Annotated in this window: 12 protein-coding genes; 6 read left to right on the top strand and 6 right to left on the bottom strand. The window is 36.5% G+C overall.

Annotated features, from left to right (window positions below; genetic code table 11):
• Positions 1-162 precede the first annotated feature (162 nt).
• Positions 163-720, bottom strand: coding sequence for an iron transporter (locus SC428_RS10130; protein WP_070926348.1), 558 nt, complete (start codon positions 718-720; stop codon positions 163-165).
• A 268-nt stretch (positions 721-988) separates the two neighbouring features.
• Between SC428_RS10130 and SC428_RS10125 the strand changes: the two genes are divergently transcribed.
• Positions 989-1918 (top strand): haloacid dehalogenase-like hydrolase, encoded by a 930-nt coding sequence (locus SC428_RS10125; RefSeq protein WP_318707420.1) that lies wholly within the window; start codon positions 989-991, stop codon positions 1916-1918.
• A gap of 60 nt (positions 1919-1978) precedes the next feature.
• Here SC428_RS10125 and SC428_RS10120 read toward each other — a convergent pair whose 3' ends face one another.
• Positions 1979-3175: an aspartyl protease family protein gene (locus tag SC428_RS10120; RefSeq protein WP_318707417.1), complete on the bottom strand. Its 1197-nt coding sequence runs from the start codon at positions 3173-3175 to the stop codon at positions 1979-1981.
• 271 nt (positions 3176-3446) lie between these two features.
• Positions 3447-4406, bottom strand: a complete 960-nt coding sequence (locus SC428_RS10115; RefSeq protein ID WP_318707415.1) for a hypothetical protein — start codon at positions 4404-4406, stop codon at positions 3447-3449.
• 237 nt (positions 4407-4643) lie between these two features.
• On the opposite strand from SC428_RS10115, the gene rimO reads away from it, so the two are divergent.
• Positions 4644-5978 (top strand): 30S ribosomal protein S12 methylthiotransferase RimO, encoded by a 1335-nt coding sequence (gene rimO / locus SC428_RS10110; protein ID WP_070926342.1) that lies wholly within the window; start codon positions 4644-4646, stop codon positions 5976-5978.
• Positions 5979-6266: 288 nt separating this feature from the next.
• On the top strand, positions 6267-6908 hold the full coding sequence (locus SC428_RS22180; protein ID WP_070926340.1) for a helix-turn-helix domain-containing protein: 642 nt from the start codon (positions 6267-6269) through the stop codon (positions 6906-6908).
• Between the two features lie 70 nt (positions 6909-6978).
• On the opposite strand, the gene dhaM is transcribed toward SC428_RS22180, so the two are convergent.
• Positions 6979-8409: a dihydroxyacetone kinase phosphoryl donor subunit DhaM gene (dhaM, locus tag SC428_RS10100; protein ID WP_318707412.1), complete on the bottom strand. Its 1431-nt coding sequence runs from the start codon at positions 8407-8409 to the stop codon at positions 6979-6981.
• A 682-nt stretch (positions 8410-9091) separates the two neighbouring features.
• The gene (locus SC428_RS10095; RefSeq protein WP_070927777.1) at positions 9092-9721 is read right to left on the bottom strand and encodes a response regulator transcription factor; all 630 of its coding nucleotides are present in this window, start codon (positions 9719-9721) and stop codon (positions 9092-9094) included.
• A 489-nt stretch (positions 9722-10210) separates the two neighbouring features.
• On the opposite strand from SC428_RS10095, the gene SC428_RS10090 reads away from it, so the two are divergent.
• Positions 10211-11206 (top strand): LacI family DNA-binding transcriptional regulator, encoded by a 996-nt coding sequence (locus SC428_RS10090; protein ID WP_070927775.1) that lies wholly within the window; start codon positions 10211-10213, stop codon positions 11204-11206.
• A gap of 36 nt (positions 11207-11242) precedes the next feature.
• On the opposite strand, the gene SC428_RS10085 is transcribed toward SC428_RS10090, so the two are convergent.
• Entirely contained in the window at positions 11243-12697 is a 1455-nt protein-coding gene (locus tag SC428_RS10085; RefSeq protein WP_140185828.1) for a glycoside hydrolase family 32 protein, read from the bottom strand.
• Positions 12698-12904: 207 nt separating this feature from the next.
• Here SC428_RS10085 and SC428_RS10080 point away from each other — a divergent pair, with 207 nt between their 5' ends.
• Complete coding sequence (locus SC428_RS10080; protein WP_140181487.1) at positions 12905-13849, top strand: aminoimidazole riboside kinase; 945 nt, start codon at positions 12905-12907, stop codon at positions 13847-13849.
• Between the two features lie 218 nt (positions 13850-14067).
• Positions 14068-14994 carry an EamA family transporter RarD gene (gene rarD, locus SC428_RS10075; protein ID WP_070927771.1) on the top strand — a complete coding sequence of 309 codons (927 nt, stop codon included), beginning with the start codon at positions 14068-14070 and terminating at the stop codon, positions 14992-14994.
• Positions 14995-15092 lie beyond the last annotated feature (98 nt).

The following is a 15092-nucleotide window of genomic DNA, read 5'->3' as shown; positions in this document are numbered from 1 at the left end:
TTTAGAGTATCTACTCGTCATACTTCAAGTTGCAGCGCTTTTCGTTAAAATATGGTGACTTCGCTCACTCGCGCCAGTCACATACTTATGTATGCTCCTAGCGACTCATTCGCTTGTCGCCTAACTGCACCTTGAATTATTTAGCTAAAGTATGACTCATATTTAGTAACTGCCTTTACGCCCTACACCTGCATAATCAAATTCCCATGATACTTCAAAGGGCTTGAACCATGGCGCAACACCTGTTTCTTTATCAATATGACGACCAAAAACAGCTTGTTTATTGTGTGATGGTGGTGAGATCTTATAGGTCACTCGATATTGGCCATTGCCGTCGAGTTTGATGTTTTCACCATAGTGAGGCCCATCGCTGGCAACCATTGGCATAAATGTACCGGTTTGGGTTTGTGGTTTATCACCGAGTTTAGTCACGGTGTATTCGATGCTGAGATAAGGGATCCAATCACCTTCAGCGAAGCCATTCGGATTATCTTCAACAGCGTGAATATCTGCTTCTAAATGGATGTCAGCTTTATCGGCAGAAAGATGTGATATTGCGTGATGTCCTTCTTCGGTATCCATTGTGATAGGTTGTAGATAAACACCTTGGATTTCCATTCCATTTTTAATGATGGGTTGACCCAGTGGATATTCTTGAGCAAAAGCTGTGATTGAAAACAAAGCTAAACTCGAAACAGCAGCCTTATAAACGAGTCTCATTATTTTGTCCTTACCATTATTTATTATAGGAACGCCAATGATAATCATTATTATTCCAGCTATTCAAGTTAAACTTTAAGCTTGAAAATTTCATTTATCGCCAAATATATGAAAAGTTTTAAAAAAATAGTTAATGTAGAGAAGTTATTATTTTTAGCAAATTATCTTTATCAGCCAAAAATATTTATCGGAGAAATCTCTGGTCGTGATAGATTGGTTGAAATTAATTTATCACCATTTTGAATACTTATCTTTAAGGGGGTTAGGTATGCAAAAACGTTATCTGGATTGCAGTGCTTCTGAAATATCACAGCTCAGTAAAAAAGCTTTATTAGAAGCAATCAAAGGTAGTGAGGGGAGGTTATTGGTTTCTGAAACAATAGGTACTATCCAACCTGTTTTAATGAATGTTACCAATGCAGAGCTTGCAGCAAGTCAAGGGGCAGATATTTTATTATTAAATATCTTCGATGTGAATAATCCAGTGATTCAAGGACTGCCCGTTGACACGGCACCTCAAGACATTATTCGTACGTTAAAACACCTTACAGGCCGCGCAATAGGCGTTAATTTAGAACCCGTACCGGCAGGTTTTTATAATCCTAATCAGGATGCGCAATGGCAAATCTCTGAAGGGCGTTTAGCCACAGTTAAAAATGCTATCAAATTAAAAGAGATGGGCGTAGATATTATTGTGCTAACCGGCAACCCCGGTAATGGTGTGACCAATCAAGAAATCAATCAGAGTTTAAAAGAGTTAAAAGCGGCTGTTGGCGATGAAGTAGTATTGATTACAGGTAAAATGCATGCTGCTGGGGTATTAAATGCATCGGCAGAGCAACTGATCACTGAAAGTGATATTCGTTGTTTTATTGATAGTGGTGCCGATGTGATTTTATTACCAGCACCGGGTACTGTTCCGGGCATTTCTGCTGAATTTGTGCAAAAAATGGTAGCTTACTGCCATTCACAGAGTGTGTTGACGATGACGGCAATTGGTACTTCGCAAGAAGGCGCTGATTTACAAACTATTCGTCAAATTGCCTTGATGTGTAAAATGGCGGGCACGGATTTACACCATATTGGTGATTCAGGGTATAACGGCATCGCTTTACCTGAAAATATTTTAAATTATGGAATTGTAATCCGCGGGGTGAGGCATACTTATTCACGAATTGCTCGCTCCATTAATCGTTAATTTATGCGCAGAAAGCGATTTATTAGAATCGCTTTCTGCGTTAGAAATCTAATTAATCAATTAAAAATGAATATTTATTAACTTGCCTTGGCGATTTATCACTAATTCCACTTGTCCTTTAGGTAAAGTGTCAATAAGCTTTTTAACTTTAGTGACAGCATTTGCTGGATATTTTATACCGTTGATGCTTATTAATATATCACCATTTTTAAGTGAAAATTCTGAAATAATCTTTTCATCATTATAGAATATTTCAATTTGGTTATTGTAAGCCCTAAAGTTTATCTGTCGATTTTTTTTCAAATTAAACTTTTGGATTGTTGCCATATTATAACAGAGTAACATTCTATTTGGTGATAGTAGATATTTATCAAAAGATTCAAGTGTTGACATCCCTATCGCATAGAAATCATTGTTAGTGACATAAAACTCTTTGTCATAAAAATCACTATTATTAAATTGAAACTGTTTTATTTTATAGGTTTTATTGTTATTTTTAACAATGCCTGAAAATTCAATAGAAATACTGTTGTCAAAATACTCAACTGGTTCTAAGACAGCATTAGTTTTATTATTAATAATATAATCGATAAGTTCATTAGAGATATAATTTGAGCTAGAGCCAGTATCGAGTTTTGTTGATACAGATATATCATCATCAAAGTAAGTACGGAAGTAAGGTGCACCAAAGGTAAAATCATCATATGGGCTACATTGCTGATAGTCACTAATTGGTGGGGGGGTATCATAGATAGTGAGTACTTTATTTTTTCTATCAATCTCCCAATTTAATTGTCTAATTATATCAACGCCTAAGATCCCTGAAATATTCTCACCGGTCGCTTGTGATAATAAACTCAGATCATCCGTCACCCAAAATTCACCTCCATTAAAATATTTAGTTCCAATAGAAAAAGGAATAGGGTGAACAAAATTAATTTCCTCTAATTTTTTTTGACCACTTACGGTGTTAACAGTATTGAAATATTTATAATAGAGCTTAGGAAGCTCATTCATATTTGTTGTAAGTTTGCTTGCTAAGTTTTTATCTATTATTGAGGAGGATGAACCGGTATCTAGCATGAAAGTATATTTCTTCCCTTTGATTAATACAGGAACTAAAATATATTCCACATATTGATTTTTAAATGAGTGTACTAATATGGGAGCATTTTTTTTAGGGAGGTTAACACACCCTGATAATAGTAATGTCACAACTAAAATCGTTTTTTTAGAGATAAATAGTCTTGGGGTCATTATATTAGATACCTAATGTATTATATTTGATGGTTTTTTATAAATTGAAATTCGTTATATCAATAGGAATATCTATAAACAATAAACGAATAGTTAACAAACTATATAGGATGCTGTTTTTATTTTAATAATCAATCTAATAGACGTTTATATTTTAAGTTATAGATATAAAACAAATGACTAATTTAGTGGCCAATGCTGGGTGATACTTAGTCAGTAGCTTGATGAATGCCTGCTGATTAGAACTTCTCTAATGATAAAACGGTCATAGTTAAGATGATGACTTGTTAATATTATCGCTATAACTAATATTGTTTTCGGATTCTGGTTCAAGACAATTAATTAATAAAATCAAACCGATAGCTATAGGGATGATAGAAAGTAATAATAAGCCTAAAGCCCATGAAGGGGGGAGAATTGAAGACAAAAATACCCATAACATAAAACAAATACCTAAAATGGTGATGGTGAAAATGATGCCATTCATGTTTTCTGACTTTCTCTTTGATGGAGAGAATTCAAATGTCTTTGGATCTACATCGAGTTTAGTAAAGACATGTTGGTTGATTTTCATGTTAGGAATTCTTGCTAACCCTTTAAGTATAGTTTTCAGCATCAATTTTCTTTTTTCTATTGGAGATAATGGTGAGCCATTAATCCAATTTTCGATGGGTAACTTATATTTCTTACTCTCATTAAGTGCGTTTTTATATTTAAAAACAAGATAATCAGGTCGATATCTACCTCCTGTTTCGATATGTACAACATATTCTGGGCAGATGTTTTCCCAGAGTATTTCAATGTTCATTTTTGGGGCGGGATCACAAATAAATCTAAATCCGTCATTATCTATCGAGCAATAGCCAACCGTTTTATTAAATCGTTTTAATAGAGTATAAAATGAAACTAATAGTATCGTCTCAATGGCGATAAACAGTGTTTTTTCTAAGATGACTTCCCATAGAATGAAGGACGTTAAGGCACATATCAAAGCACAAAATAGCCATATAAAATAAACAGATGTTTGATTGCCATAGCCAACTATTGTGTTTATAGGGAGTTTCAGCGCATTTGGTAAGGGATAAATTATCGTTTCGACGTTAGCATAATGGTTATTATCGTTAGTTATATTTCTGTTGCTGCTAACACTATCAACACTAAAAGAGACATGGCTGTTATCGTTATATCTATTTCGGCTACGCTTCTTGCTCTTACTCTTATTTTTCTTCATTTTTGGTAGTTAATATTTGGTGTTAGTAGTTCTAATGACTGGAGAATAATAGCATAAGTGAAATTTTATAACGATAAATAACAAAATATTCATAAGTTTGTTCTTATGGCCGTAAAATCTTCAAGATAGAACGTATGATATGAAGAAATGCAGATTTATCGCTAAAAATTTGTACAATTTCCGCTATACTTCAGGTAAAATCTCGCCCATTTTTTAAAACAATAAAAGAAGTGAGCTATGTCGCAAAATACTAATGCGGTGCCAAAAATTGGTTTCGTTTCCCTCGGCTGTCCAAAAAACCTTGTCGATTCTGAACGTATCTTGACTGAGCTACGCACAGATGGCTATCAAGTTGTTCCAAGTTATGATGATGCTGATTTAGTCATTGTGAATACCTGTGGTTTTATCGATAGTGCGGTACAAGAATCGCTGGAAGCGATTGGCGAAGCATTAAATGAAAACGGCAAAGTGATTGTGACAGGTTGTCTTGGCGCAAAAGAAAATCAAATTCGCGAAGTCCATCCAAAAGTTCTTGAGATTACTGGACCTCATAGTTATGAACAGGTTCTAAATCATGTTCATCATTATGTACCAAAGCCTGAGCACGACCCATTTTTTAGTTTAGTCCCTGAACAAGGGGTGAAACTAACACCGAAGCATTATGCTTACTTAAAAATATCGGAAGGCTGTAATCACCGTTGTACTTTCTGCATCATCCCTTCTATGCGGGGCGATTTAGATAGCCGTGAAATTGGTGATGTATTAAATGAAGCAAAACGTCTTGTTGCGTCTGGTGTTAAAGAGTTATTAGTTATTTCACAAGATACCTCTGCTTATGGTGTGGATGTCAAACACCGTACCGGTTTTTGGGATGGCAAACCAGTGAAGACCAGTATGGTTGGTTTATGTGAGCAGTTAGCATCAATGGGTGTCTGGGTTCGTTTGCATTATGTCTATCCATATCCACATGTTGATGATGTGATCCCTTTGATGGCCGAAGGCAAAGTGCTTCCTTATTTGGATATTCCATTACAGCACGCTAGCCCTAAAATTTTAAAACTGATGAAACGTCCTGGTGCAGTAGAAAGAACCTTAGAGCGTATCAAACGTTGGCGTGAAATCTGTCCTGAATTAACCTTACGTTCTACCTTTATTGTTGGTTTTCCTGGGGAAACTGAGGAAGATTTCCAAATGCTGCTCGATTTTTTACAAGAAGCTCGCCTTGATCGCGTTGGTTGTTTTAAATATAGCCCAGTAGAAGGTGCGAAAGCGAATGAGCTTGCTGATCAAGTTCCTGAAGAGATTAAAGAGGAACGCTATCATCGTTTTATGCAGCTCCAGCAACAAATTTCTACACAAAGATTACAAGAGAAAATCGGTCGTCAGCTACCTGTTATCATTGATGAAGTTGACGAGGAAGGGGCGGTTGGACGTAGTATGGCTGATGCCCCAGAAATTGATGGCATGGTTTACTTAAATGGTGAATTTGATGTCAAACCTGGGGACGTAGTTAATGTACTGATTGAGCATGCTGATGAGTATGACCTTTGGGGTACAATTGTTACTGAATAATATTGGTTGTGTTTTGTTCTATTTGGTTTTTAATCTGGTTAGTTAGCTAATCAATTTTATTTAACATTGCTATCTATATAAATTTGTAAATAAAAGCCTGACTAATGAGTAATTAGCAGGCTTTTTTGTTTTTTATTATGGAGGCTGTCTAGTTTATCAATATGTTTACTGATATTGTTCTAGATCAAAGGATAAAAATCTATTAATACATTATTTGATTTGTGATATTAAAATTTAATAAGAAATTGACATAATCACAGAATGACTTATCAATGTATAAGGATGGCTATGTCTGTTGATTTATTACCTTCAGTGGTTTTATCGGGTTCAGAAGAGCTAGAAAACGCTATTTCTTCAGAACTGCTTATTTATTTTTCGAGGCAAGCGATCGAAAATGCGTTAGCTCCTACCAATGATCAAACTATCAACGCCGCTTTAATTTCACCTGATGGGGAGCCAATATGGCTAAGTGAAGGGTTAGCAAAGCCATTTGCTATGACACCTATACTCTCTACTAACTGTTCCACAGAAGCACAATTTAGATTATTTTCTCAATCAATTAAACTGCCTGATGCCTTCTATTATCTAGCGCCCGTTTTTTGTGAACATAGAAATGTGATTGCTATAGTGGCTTTTGTTTCTCAAACGGTGGATAGTACTATTTTACTTGCGTTAGTCCATTCAGTTAGCCGTGAAATTAATGAAAAAATCAAACACCATTTGTACTTACAGCGGCTTGTGTTTGAAAATCATAGCAATATTCCTCCCCGTGAGCTTAATATTCAAGAGGTCGAAAAGGCAGCCATTATTGAAGCGGCTAAAGTTTGTCATGGCAAAATTCAAGAAATGTACCAAGTTTTGAATATGGGGAGAACCACGCTTTGGCGCAAGCTAAAACAGTATGAGATTAATATTAAAGAATATAAATAAGCGAGTTATTCCATTTCATTGTTAACCATCAGCGGACAACGGTTTCCGCCGATGGTTTTAGTCGTTATACCTAACCCATCGTCAATGTTGCAGAATCAGCCGATAGTGTTAATTTTGTATGTTCCGGCACAGATTGTATCTCTTCACCCAGATTTACCAACATTGGAAGTCCCATTTTTGCAGCAATAATGCAGGTGTGCGAATACGGTGAGCCATTCGATAGCGCTATACCAACTACAGGTGTGTCTTTATAGCGCATGAGTTCTAAAGGCCCTAAATTATCAGCTAATAAGATGGTTGGTTCGGTTAAGGCTGGGTTAAGCGGATTTGTTGCACTTAGCAATAACAGCAACTGATTTTTTAAGTCATCAATGTCGATATACCTCGCTTGTAAATATGTATCGTCGAGTTGCTGGTATTGTTGTGACATGTCTGCAAAAACAGACATTATTGCCTCAGCCGCCGTGCGATGCTGGCTGATGATCTGCTGTTTAATTGATTCAAGCAGCTCAGCGTCATCAAGTAATAAGCTGTGTCCATTAAAAATATCAGAAATATTTTTACCATACTGCTGACTTAATGAGTCCGCCAGTGTGGCTAGTTGAGATTGTAGCTGCTCAAGTGCTTGAGTCGCTTTAGTGATCTCTTGTTCACTAGTTTGATATGTTGGCAAGCTAAATTCTGTATTGACAGGTTTATGATAGGCAAACCCTGTCACCGAAGGGAGTATAGCCGCTTTTCCTATTAAGCATTTATCATCTGAGGTGGTGATATCGTCGCCAAAATTATGTTGAGCAAGTTGTTTAAATGCATTAATAGCGGCTTGGCTATCACTACCTTCAGCAATCAAAGTAATTTTGTCACCTTTGCGTACTTGTAATAACGCAATTTGATTCATGCTTTTCGCATCTGCACGCTTATCGTTATTGTGTAGTTCTACTTTGGCATCAAATCCAGCGAGTAATGAGGCAAGTTTCGCTGCGGGGCGAATATGTAACCCTGAAGGATTGCGTACCACCCATTGTGCTTTGAGTGCTTGGTGAGTAAAAACATTAGCTTGAGTTGGTTGTTGGTTTGATGTATCAACTTTGTCATTTAGTTGCTGCTGTTTTGCATGTAGCGCTTGATGTGCTTCATTCAAAATAGTTTCAATTGTGGCTCCACTCGAAGCCGCTGCTGTAATTGCAATTGTGCCTTCAACTAACGGCGCGCTACATAAATGAACTTTTTTTGCTAGTTCGGGGTCAAGAAGATCAAGAGCAGTTTCGGCACTCAGTAGCGCACTACCTAAATCCATTAATAGGATAATGTGTTCTGCATCTGATAGCTGCTCAACAGCTTCCATAACTTTGATGGCATCTGTACCAATAGGGTGTTGTTCATCATCAACTCCTGCTGCAATCACAATTTGGCAGTTTTGCTTGTTTTGCATTTGTTCGGCGAGTTGAAGCAGTCCGTCAGCGAGCTGGTTGCTATGAGAAATAATAATAAGACCGATCATATTCTTCTCCGTTACTTGGGCAGTGTATTTGATAATAGAGAAGTTTCGCTAAAAAAGAGAGCGCTTCAGAGGATATTCTGCAAGAAAATTGAAAAATATCAATGAAGCGCCATAACGGCTGACTGTGCTCAAAGATGTTTGCATTTTGTTGTGTGGCAACAAAGAGGCGAAAAAATTTTATTTCATTTAAGTAAAACGCTAATGTTTGTTCTTATTGAAATAAAAATTAAGGACAATGAAGAGACACCATAATTATGGTCTAAATATTGATACTAGTATGTTAATTTTGAGCTGAATTTTTTAGATTAGAAAAATTTTTAGATAATATTGTTTCACAAAGACATAACCTAAATTTAATGTGGTAAAGATGAAGGTGTCATTCGAGTTAATTGAAGGCGAAAATAAGTAATATAACTTAAATCTAATGTGTGAAATAGTTTCTGTATGAAATTAATAATTAACTTAAGTAACTTAATGAATAAACAAAAAAAGGCTGACACAGCTAAATTTAACATGCGACAGCCCAGTATATTAATTTAGCTGTGTAAATTAATTACAGTTATTAAAACTGTAAAAATCTTAATATTCGAAATAAAACTACATTAAATAGTTAAATTTTTTGATGTATTAAAGCTAAAAAGCTAAATTAATATCTTTTTAAGTGTATTTACTTATTATTGGTTCATGAATATCTAGAGTAAGTGTTTATGTATTCATATTCTTGAATTAATTGTGGTAAAGATTTTATCCCAAGTTTGGTATAAATATTTGACCTGTGAACTTCAACGGTTCTTGGTGATAGAGCAAGTTTCTCAGCAGTTTCTTTACTGGTATTTCCTTCTAAAATCATATCCATAATCTCTTTTTCACGATTAGAGAGTCTGTCAAATTTATCGGTTAACTCAGTGAATTTTTTAAGTTCTTCATATTCACTCATGAATTGCTCCATAGCATTACTTACTGAGTGTGCAATATCTGAATCTTTAAATGGAAATGAGAAAAAGTCGAAGGCACCAGATTTAAAACTTTCGCGACAGAGCTCTACAGAGGGCTTTTCGGAGAAAACTATAAAGGGAATAATACCGAAGTAAGTATTGATATTGCTCAACCTACCAATATGATTACTTTCACTATTTAAAAATATTAATACGCACTCTTTTGCTCCTTCTTCATCAGGGTACGTATAATTACTTGTAAATAAATCTTCATCATTATAGAACTTAAAATTGAACCCAAAAGATTCCATCATTGGTTTCAGCTTATTCTTAATGACATTATCGCTTTCTATGATTACGTGAATGGTGTTATTCATCACCATACTCCTGTTACACTGATTTGATATTCATATAAATTCAAAAAAATACGTTTAACCGATAGCGAAGTAAGCCTATGGTAATATTTTCTCGCTAATTTTTTAGTTTTATTATTAATGTATTTACGAACCTTTACTGACCTTAATTTATATTATATTTCACAGCTAGATAAATTTAATATAAAAGTAGAATTAATGGTTAATATTTGTGTCAGTGAGTAAGAAATAATAAATACCTAGCGGGATATGTAAGTGTTTTTACTTATCCTTGGGTTTGGCTACTTTAATATTTTAGATATGTTATAAAATTTTTTTACACATTGGAATGATAATATCTCAAAATAGTAGTCATAAAAAGCACTGGCGCTAGATTTTGTGTAGTTTCATTTGTAATGATTACGTGATTGCTGAATACGATGGTAGATGATTTTTATCTCTATCATGTTAGAATTTTCATTTACTATTACATAGCTGAGTGAAAATACTTAAATGGCTTCTTTAAAAGATGTAGCTCGACTTGCTAATGTTTCATTGATGACAGTCTCAAGAGCTATCAATAACCCTGAGCTTCTGAAACCTGAGACCCTTAAGCAGGTACAGGAAGCCATTCGAAACCTTAATTATGTCCCTGACTTTTCAGCTCGAAAAATTCGAGGCAAAGGATCAAAAGTATCAACAGTAGGCGTTTTAGCTCTCGATACTGCGACTACACCCTATTCTGTTGAGATTATTCTTTCAATAGAACAGACGGCAAGGCAATTTGGATGGAGTAGCTTTGTGGTCAACATCACATCAAATGAAGACAATGAGCGAGCAGTAAGGCAATTATTATCTCAGCGGCCTGATGGTATTATTTATACTACGATGGGGTTAAGGGAAGTTTCTATTCCTGAGGGGCTACATAAAAACCATTTAGTCCTAGCTAACTGTATTGATGTACAAAAGCGGTTACCGGCGTATATACCTGATGATTACAACGGGCAATATAATGCTATGCGCAAATTAATCGAAAAAGGTTACCGGAAACCATTATGTTTATATATACCAAAAGAAACGTTAGCCGGAAATATACGTAGAAAAGCAGTTGAGTCAGCTTGGCATGATGCTGGGTTCGCCACTGAGGTATTACAACAGTATCATTTAGCGATGGGCGATGAGCATTATCTCGATGTGGTTGGATTGATTAATAATCATTGTAAAAATGGCCAACCTGATTTTGATGTTGTGGTGTGTGGTAATGACCGTATTGCTTTTTTAGCTTATCAAGTGTTATTGGGCAAAGGGATCCACATTCCAAAAGATGTGGCAGTATTGGGATATGACAATATGATTGGCGTTGGTGAGTTATTTTATCCACCACTAACAACGGTTGTGTTACCTCATTATCAATTAGGGGAACAAGCTGCATTACATATCATTGAGCAACGGAAAAATAATGGTACTCAATATGTTGCATGTGATTTATTAGAAAGGTCATCAATTTAAGGGAACGCTTATTAGCAAACGTCCCCCTTAAAAATATTATTCAACAGCTTTGTTGAGTCGCCATAAAGTCGCTTTGAGTAATTTTGCCGATTGGTTAATCGCAAATAATGTTAAAGCACGTTGGTTTTTTTGTGGATATATGCGGCTAGTAAAACAAATTTCCCCCTCATTGATAAATACTTCAAGACTTGATTTATCAATGAATGCATGGATTTTTAGCTGGCGAGTTTGCGGTAAAGCCGCACTGCGATAATCACTAATTGTATGCTCAGGGTAGTGGCGAGCTAAAACAAGTTGCTGTGATTGGCCATCAATAAAAAATTGAGCACCATTACCAACCCAAAACCCAAATTTCTCCGCGGGACTATTTTCTAAATCCCAAATTAACTCAATTTCACAAGCTGTTGCATCTTCAAGTAGCATAATTTGCGTATTTTTTTCAAATATACAAGGTTCAATCTCTATGGCCGATTGGCGAAGAGTGGCGAGTTCTTTAATTGGATTAACGTGGACTTTGCCTTGATCGCTTAATGTGAGTTCTCTCGGAAGAGTCAAACAACCAGACCAACCATGAGGTTTTGATGGCATATGGCTTTCCCACATATCCATCCATGCAATGGCAATACGTCGTCCATCTTTAGATAAAAAAGTTTGTGGCGCATAAAAATCATGTCCATAGTCGATTTCACTAAATTGATTTGTCACTTCGTAACATTGGTTAGGTGACCAGTTACCAACTAGATAACCATTTTGGAAACGATTGCGATATTGATGGTTTTGTGGTTTTTTCCCTTGTGGGGAAAATAGTGTGACAAATTGCTCTCCAAGTGGGAAAAAATCGGGACATTCCCACATATAGACATTTTTATCGTCTGTTTTGGCAAGTATTTGGTAATCTTCAGACCAATTAAATAGATCATAACTATGAAAAAGTAGGATCTGCCCTAGGTCAGAACTATCTCTTGCTCCAACAACCATCCACCAACGCGAATCTTGATACCATACCTTTGGGTCACGAAAATGCATATAGCCTTCAGGTGAGGGGAGCACGACACCTTTTTTTTCAAAATGGATGCCATCATCGCTAACTGCTAAGCACTGTGCCTGATAAATTTGGCTATCATCACCGACGTCTGATAGCCAAATGTGTCCTGTATAAAATAAATACAACTTTCCATCATGGCTGACGGCAGATCCTGAAAAGCACCCATCGCGATCGTACTGCTCACCCGGTGCGAGTGCTATTGGTTGGTGTTGCCAATGAACCATGTCTTTGCTCGTAGCATGTCCCCAGTGCATTGGTCCCCAGTCTGCACTGTAGGGGTGATGTTGATAGAATGCATGATACAGACCATTATGATAAATAAGTCCATTTGGATCATTTAGCCAACCTGCGTAGGTCGCAAGGTGATATTCAGGATAAAACTGCTTATCAAGGGATAATCGAGCAGTTTCAAGTGCTATCGTTGCTTGTTCAATACGCTGTTTCATCAATATTCCTTTTATTTTCAAAATCAATTTTTGGCAAAGCTCACTTCTTTGTATATCCCTAAATATAACGAAGGGGGGATATAACACGTGCGTTGATATTGCTTTTTATTTATACTGCTAGTTATTGATGTTAACGTTAACAAGCTTGTATTTCTAGTGATAATTATCGTAAATGATCGCTAAGTTAGATCTTAGAAAGGAGAAATCATGAAAGTTTGGTCTTTAGGTGATGCGGTTGTTGATTTGATCCCTTTACAGAATATGCAATATGAGGCCTGTGCGGGTGGTGCTCCAGTAAATGTCGCGGCTGGGATCGCTAAATTAGGGCAACCTAGTGGTTTTATTGGTCGGGTAGGGGAAGATGCATTTGGTCATTTTATGCAAAAAACCTTATTTGATTTGGGCGTTGATACCTCATCAATGGAGTTTGATGAATTACATCGTACTAGCACTGTGCTGGTCTCCTTACAGGAAAATGGTGAGCGTGAATTCTCTTTTTTAGTTTCACCTTCCGCAGACCAGTTTCTCAGTAATAAAAATTTACCTATTTTTGACAAAGGTATCTTACATTTTTGTTCACTAGCACTGGTTCATCCAGTTTGTCGAGGTTCATTGCTCGAAGCTATGGATAAGATGAAACAGTCAGAGGGACTATTGAGCTTTGATGTCAATATCCGGCCACAAATGTGGGCTGATCCTATTGAAATGCAAACTACTGTTGAACGGTTTGCTCATCAGGCGGATATCTTAAAATTGTCGGAAGAAGAGCTGTTATGGTTAACCGAAGAAGTCTCTTTTGATATGGCGCTTGAAAAGTTAACGGGTTATCCCGCAAGCTTAAAAATTATTACTCAGGGGTCAAAAGGTTGTGTCGTTTTAACACCTAAGCGGCAGATTGCGATCAGTGCGTATCGCGTTGAAAGTATTGATACGACAGGTGCTGGAGACGCATTTATGGCAGGTTTACTCGCGGCGATATCTCAATTTGGCGTTAATGACAGTGATGAGTATTTTTTAAAAATCATCACACAGGCCGCAGCCTGTGGTGCATTAGCGACCACTCGTAAGGGGGCGATCAGTGCCGCACCTTCTCAAGATGAGTTAGCGGAGTTTATTCGTCAGCAACCACCATTACATATTCGTGAACTTTAAAATTTGATAACAATCATTCATTTAGATAAATAAAGGAGTATCATATATATTCTAAATAATTCGAGGTGCAGCTAGACGATAAGTATCTGTGTGGTTAGTTGTCATACATAAGTATGCGGAGAGTCGTGAATAGACCTAGTCACTCAGACTTTAGTCAAAGTGCTGTAACTTGAAGTATAACAAGCGCCTAATATTGATGAATAAGCTCTGGATTATATATGTTACTCAGATCAGGGATAGCATTGGCTATCTTTTCTTATATTCTTTGGGGGATCACACCACTTTTTTATCGCTTGTTACCGGGCGCTGAGCCTTTAGAGTTGCTGGCTCAGCGGGTGATTTGGTCGATCCCTTTTTTGTTGTTAATCCGCTTTATTATTAAAAATAAAACGCTATGGAAGCAGGTTTGGGCTGATAAGCGCTCAATTATTCTGTGTTTGTTTAGTTCATCAATTATGGCGATTTCATGGGGAGCCTTTACTTACGCATTAACCCATGGTCAGGTTTTAGCCGCCAGCCTTGGCTATTTTATTAATCCGCTCTTTTCGATTTTATTAGGTGTGGTGTTTTTGCATGAAAGATTGGTCGTGGCTGAAAAAATGGCGGTATTACTGATTTTTTCAGGAGTGAGCTTTCAAATTTGGCAATATGGTGAGCTGCCTGTGCTTGCTTTGATTATGGGAAGTGCATTTGCGGTTTATGGCCTGATCCGTAAATTTATCCGTTTTGATGTGATCACTTCTTTGTTTGTTGAAGCGGTTTGGTTATTACCAATTGCTTTTGTGATTATTGGGTGGTTATCCGCAAATGACTTGAGTGCGGTCTTTGCAGGTGATTGGTCTATTAAAATACTCTATATGTTAGCCGCGCCTGTGACCATCATTCCATTGCTGTTTTTTACGGCAGCAATCAAACGTACTACATTGACTGTCATCGGTTTGGCACAATATATCGAGCCAACTATTCAATTTTTATTAGCTGTATTTTTATTCAATGAATTATTTGATTGGATTAAAGGTGTTAGCTTCTCATTGATTTGGCTAGGGTTATTATGCTGTGTGATTGCTTTACTGCATAAACGTTATACGCAGTATCATAAGCGCGTTGCCTATGTGACAGGGCGTGATAAAACGCCTCAATTATAATAAATAATGAATGTTGTCGATCTGTAGTGGTTTAGGCAATCGTTTGCGTATATACTTTATAGGAATCGGTTTGTTAAATTGGCGTTTTTACATACAAG

Source organism: Providencia sp. 2023EL-00965 (assembly GCF_033550225.1).
In the GTDB taxonomy this organism is placed as follows: Bacteria; Pseudomonadota; Gammaproteobacteria; order Enterobacterales; family Enterobacteriaceae; genus Providencia; species Providencia manganoxydans.
Note: the sequence above shows the minus strand (reverse complement) of the source record. Positions and strands in the feature narration are given on the sequence as shown.

What these genes read in the sequence shown, in the direction of transcription:
- SC428_RS10130 (WP_070926348.1), bottom strand. Translation starts at nt 720, where the DNA reads ATGAGACTCGTTTATAAGGCTGCTGTTTCGAGTTTAGCTTTGTTTTCA.
- SC428_RS10125 (WP_318707420.1), top strand. Translation starts at nt 989, where the DNA reads ATGCAAAAACGTTATCTGGATTGCAGTGCTTCTGAAATATCACAGCTC.
- SC428_RS10120 (WP_318707417.1), bottom strand. Translation starts at nt 3,175, where the DNA reads ATGACCCCAAGACTATTTATCTCTAAAAAAACGATTTTAGTTGTGACA.
- SC428_RS10115 (WP_318707415.1), bottom strand. Translation starts at nt 4,406, where the DNA reads ATGAAGAAAAATAAGAGTAAGAGCAAGAAGCGTAGCCGAAATAGATAT.
- rimO (WP_070926342.1), top strand. Translation starts at nt 4,644, where the DNA reads ATGTCGCAAAATACTAATGCGGTGCCAAAAATTGGTTTCGTTTCCCTC.
- SC428_RS22180 (WP_070926340.1), top strand. Translation starts at nt 6,267, where the DNA reads ATGTCTGTTGATTTATTACCTTCAGTGGTTTTATCGGGTTCAGAAGAG.
- dhaM (WP_318707412.1), bottom strand. Translation starts at nt 8,409, where the DNA reads ATGATCGGTCTTATTATTATTTCTCATAGCAACCAGCTCGCTGACGGA.
- SC428_RS10095 (WP_070927777.1), bottom strand. Translation starts at nt 9,721, where the DNA reads ATGAATAACACCATTCACGTAATCATAGAAAGCGATAATGTCATTAAG.
- SC428_RS10090 (WP_070927775.1), top strand. Translation starts at nt 10,211, where the DNA reads ATGGCTTCTTTAAAAGATGTAGCTCGACTTGCTAATGTTTCATTGATG.
- SC428_RS10085 (WP_140185828.1), bottom strand. Translation starts at nt 12,697, where the DNA reads ATGAAACAGCGTATTGAACAAGCAACGATAGCACTTGAAACTGCTCGA.
- SC428_RS10080 (WP_140181487.1), top strand. Translation starts at nt 12,905, where the DNA reads ATGAAAGTTTGGTCTTTAGGTGATGCGGTTGTTGATTTGATCCCTTTA.
- rarD (WP_070927771.1), top strand. Translation starts at nt 14,068, where the DNA reads ATGTTACTCAGATCAGGGATAGCATTGGCTATCTTTTCTTATATTCTT.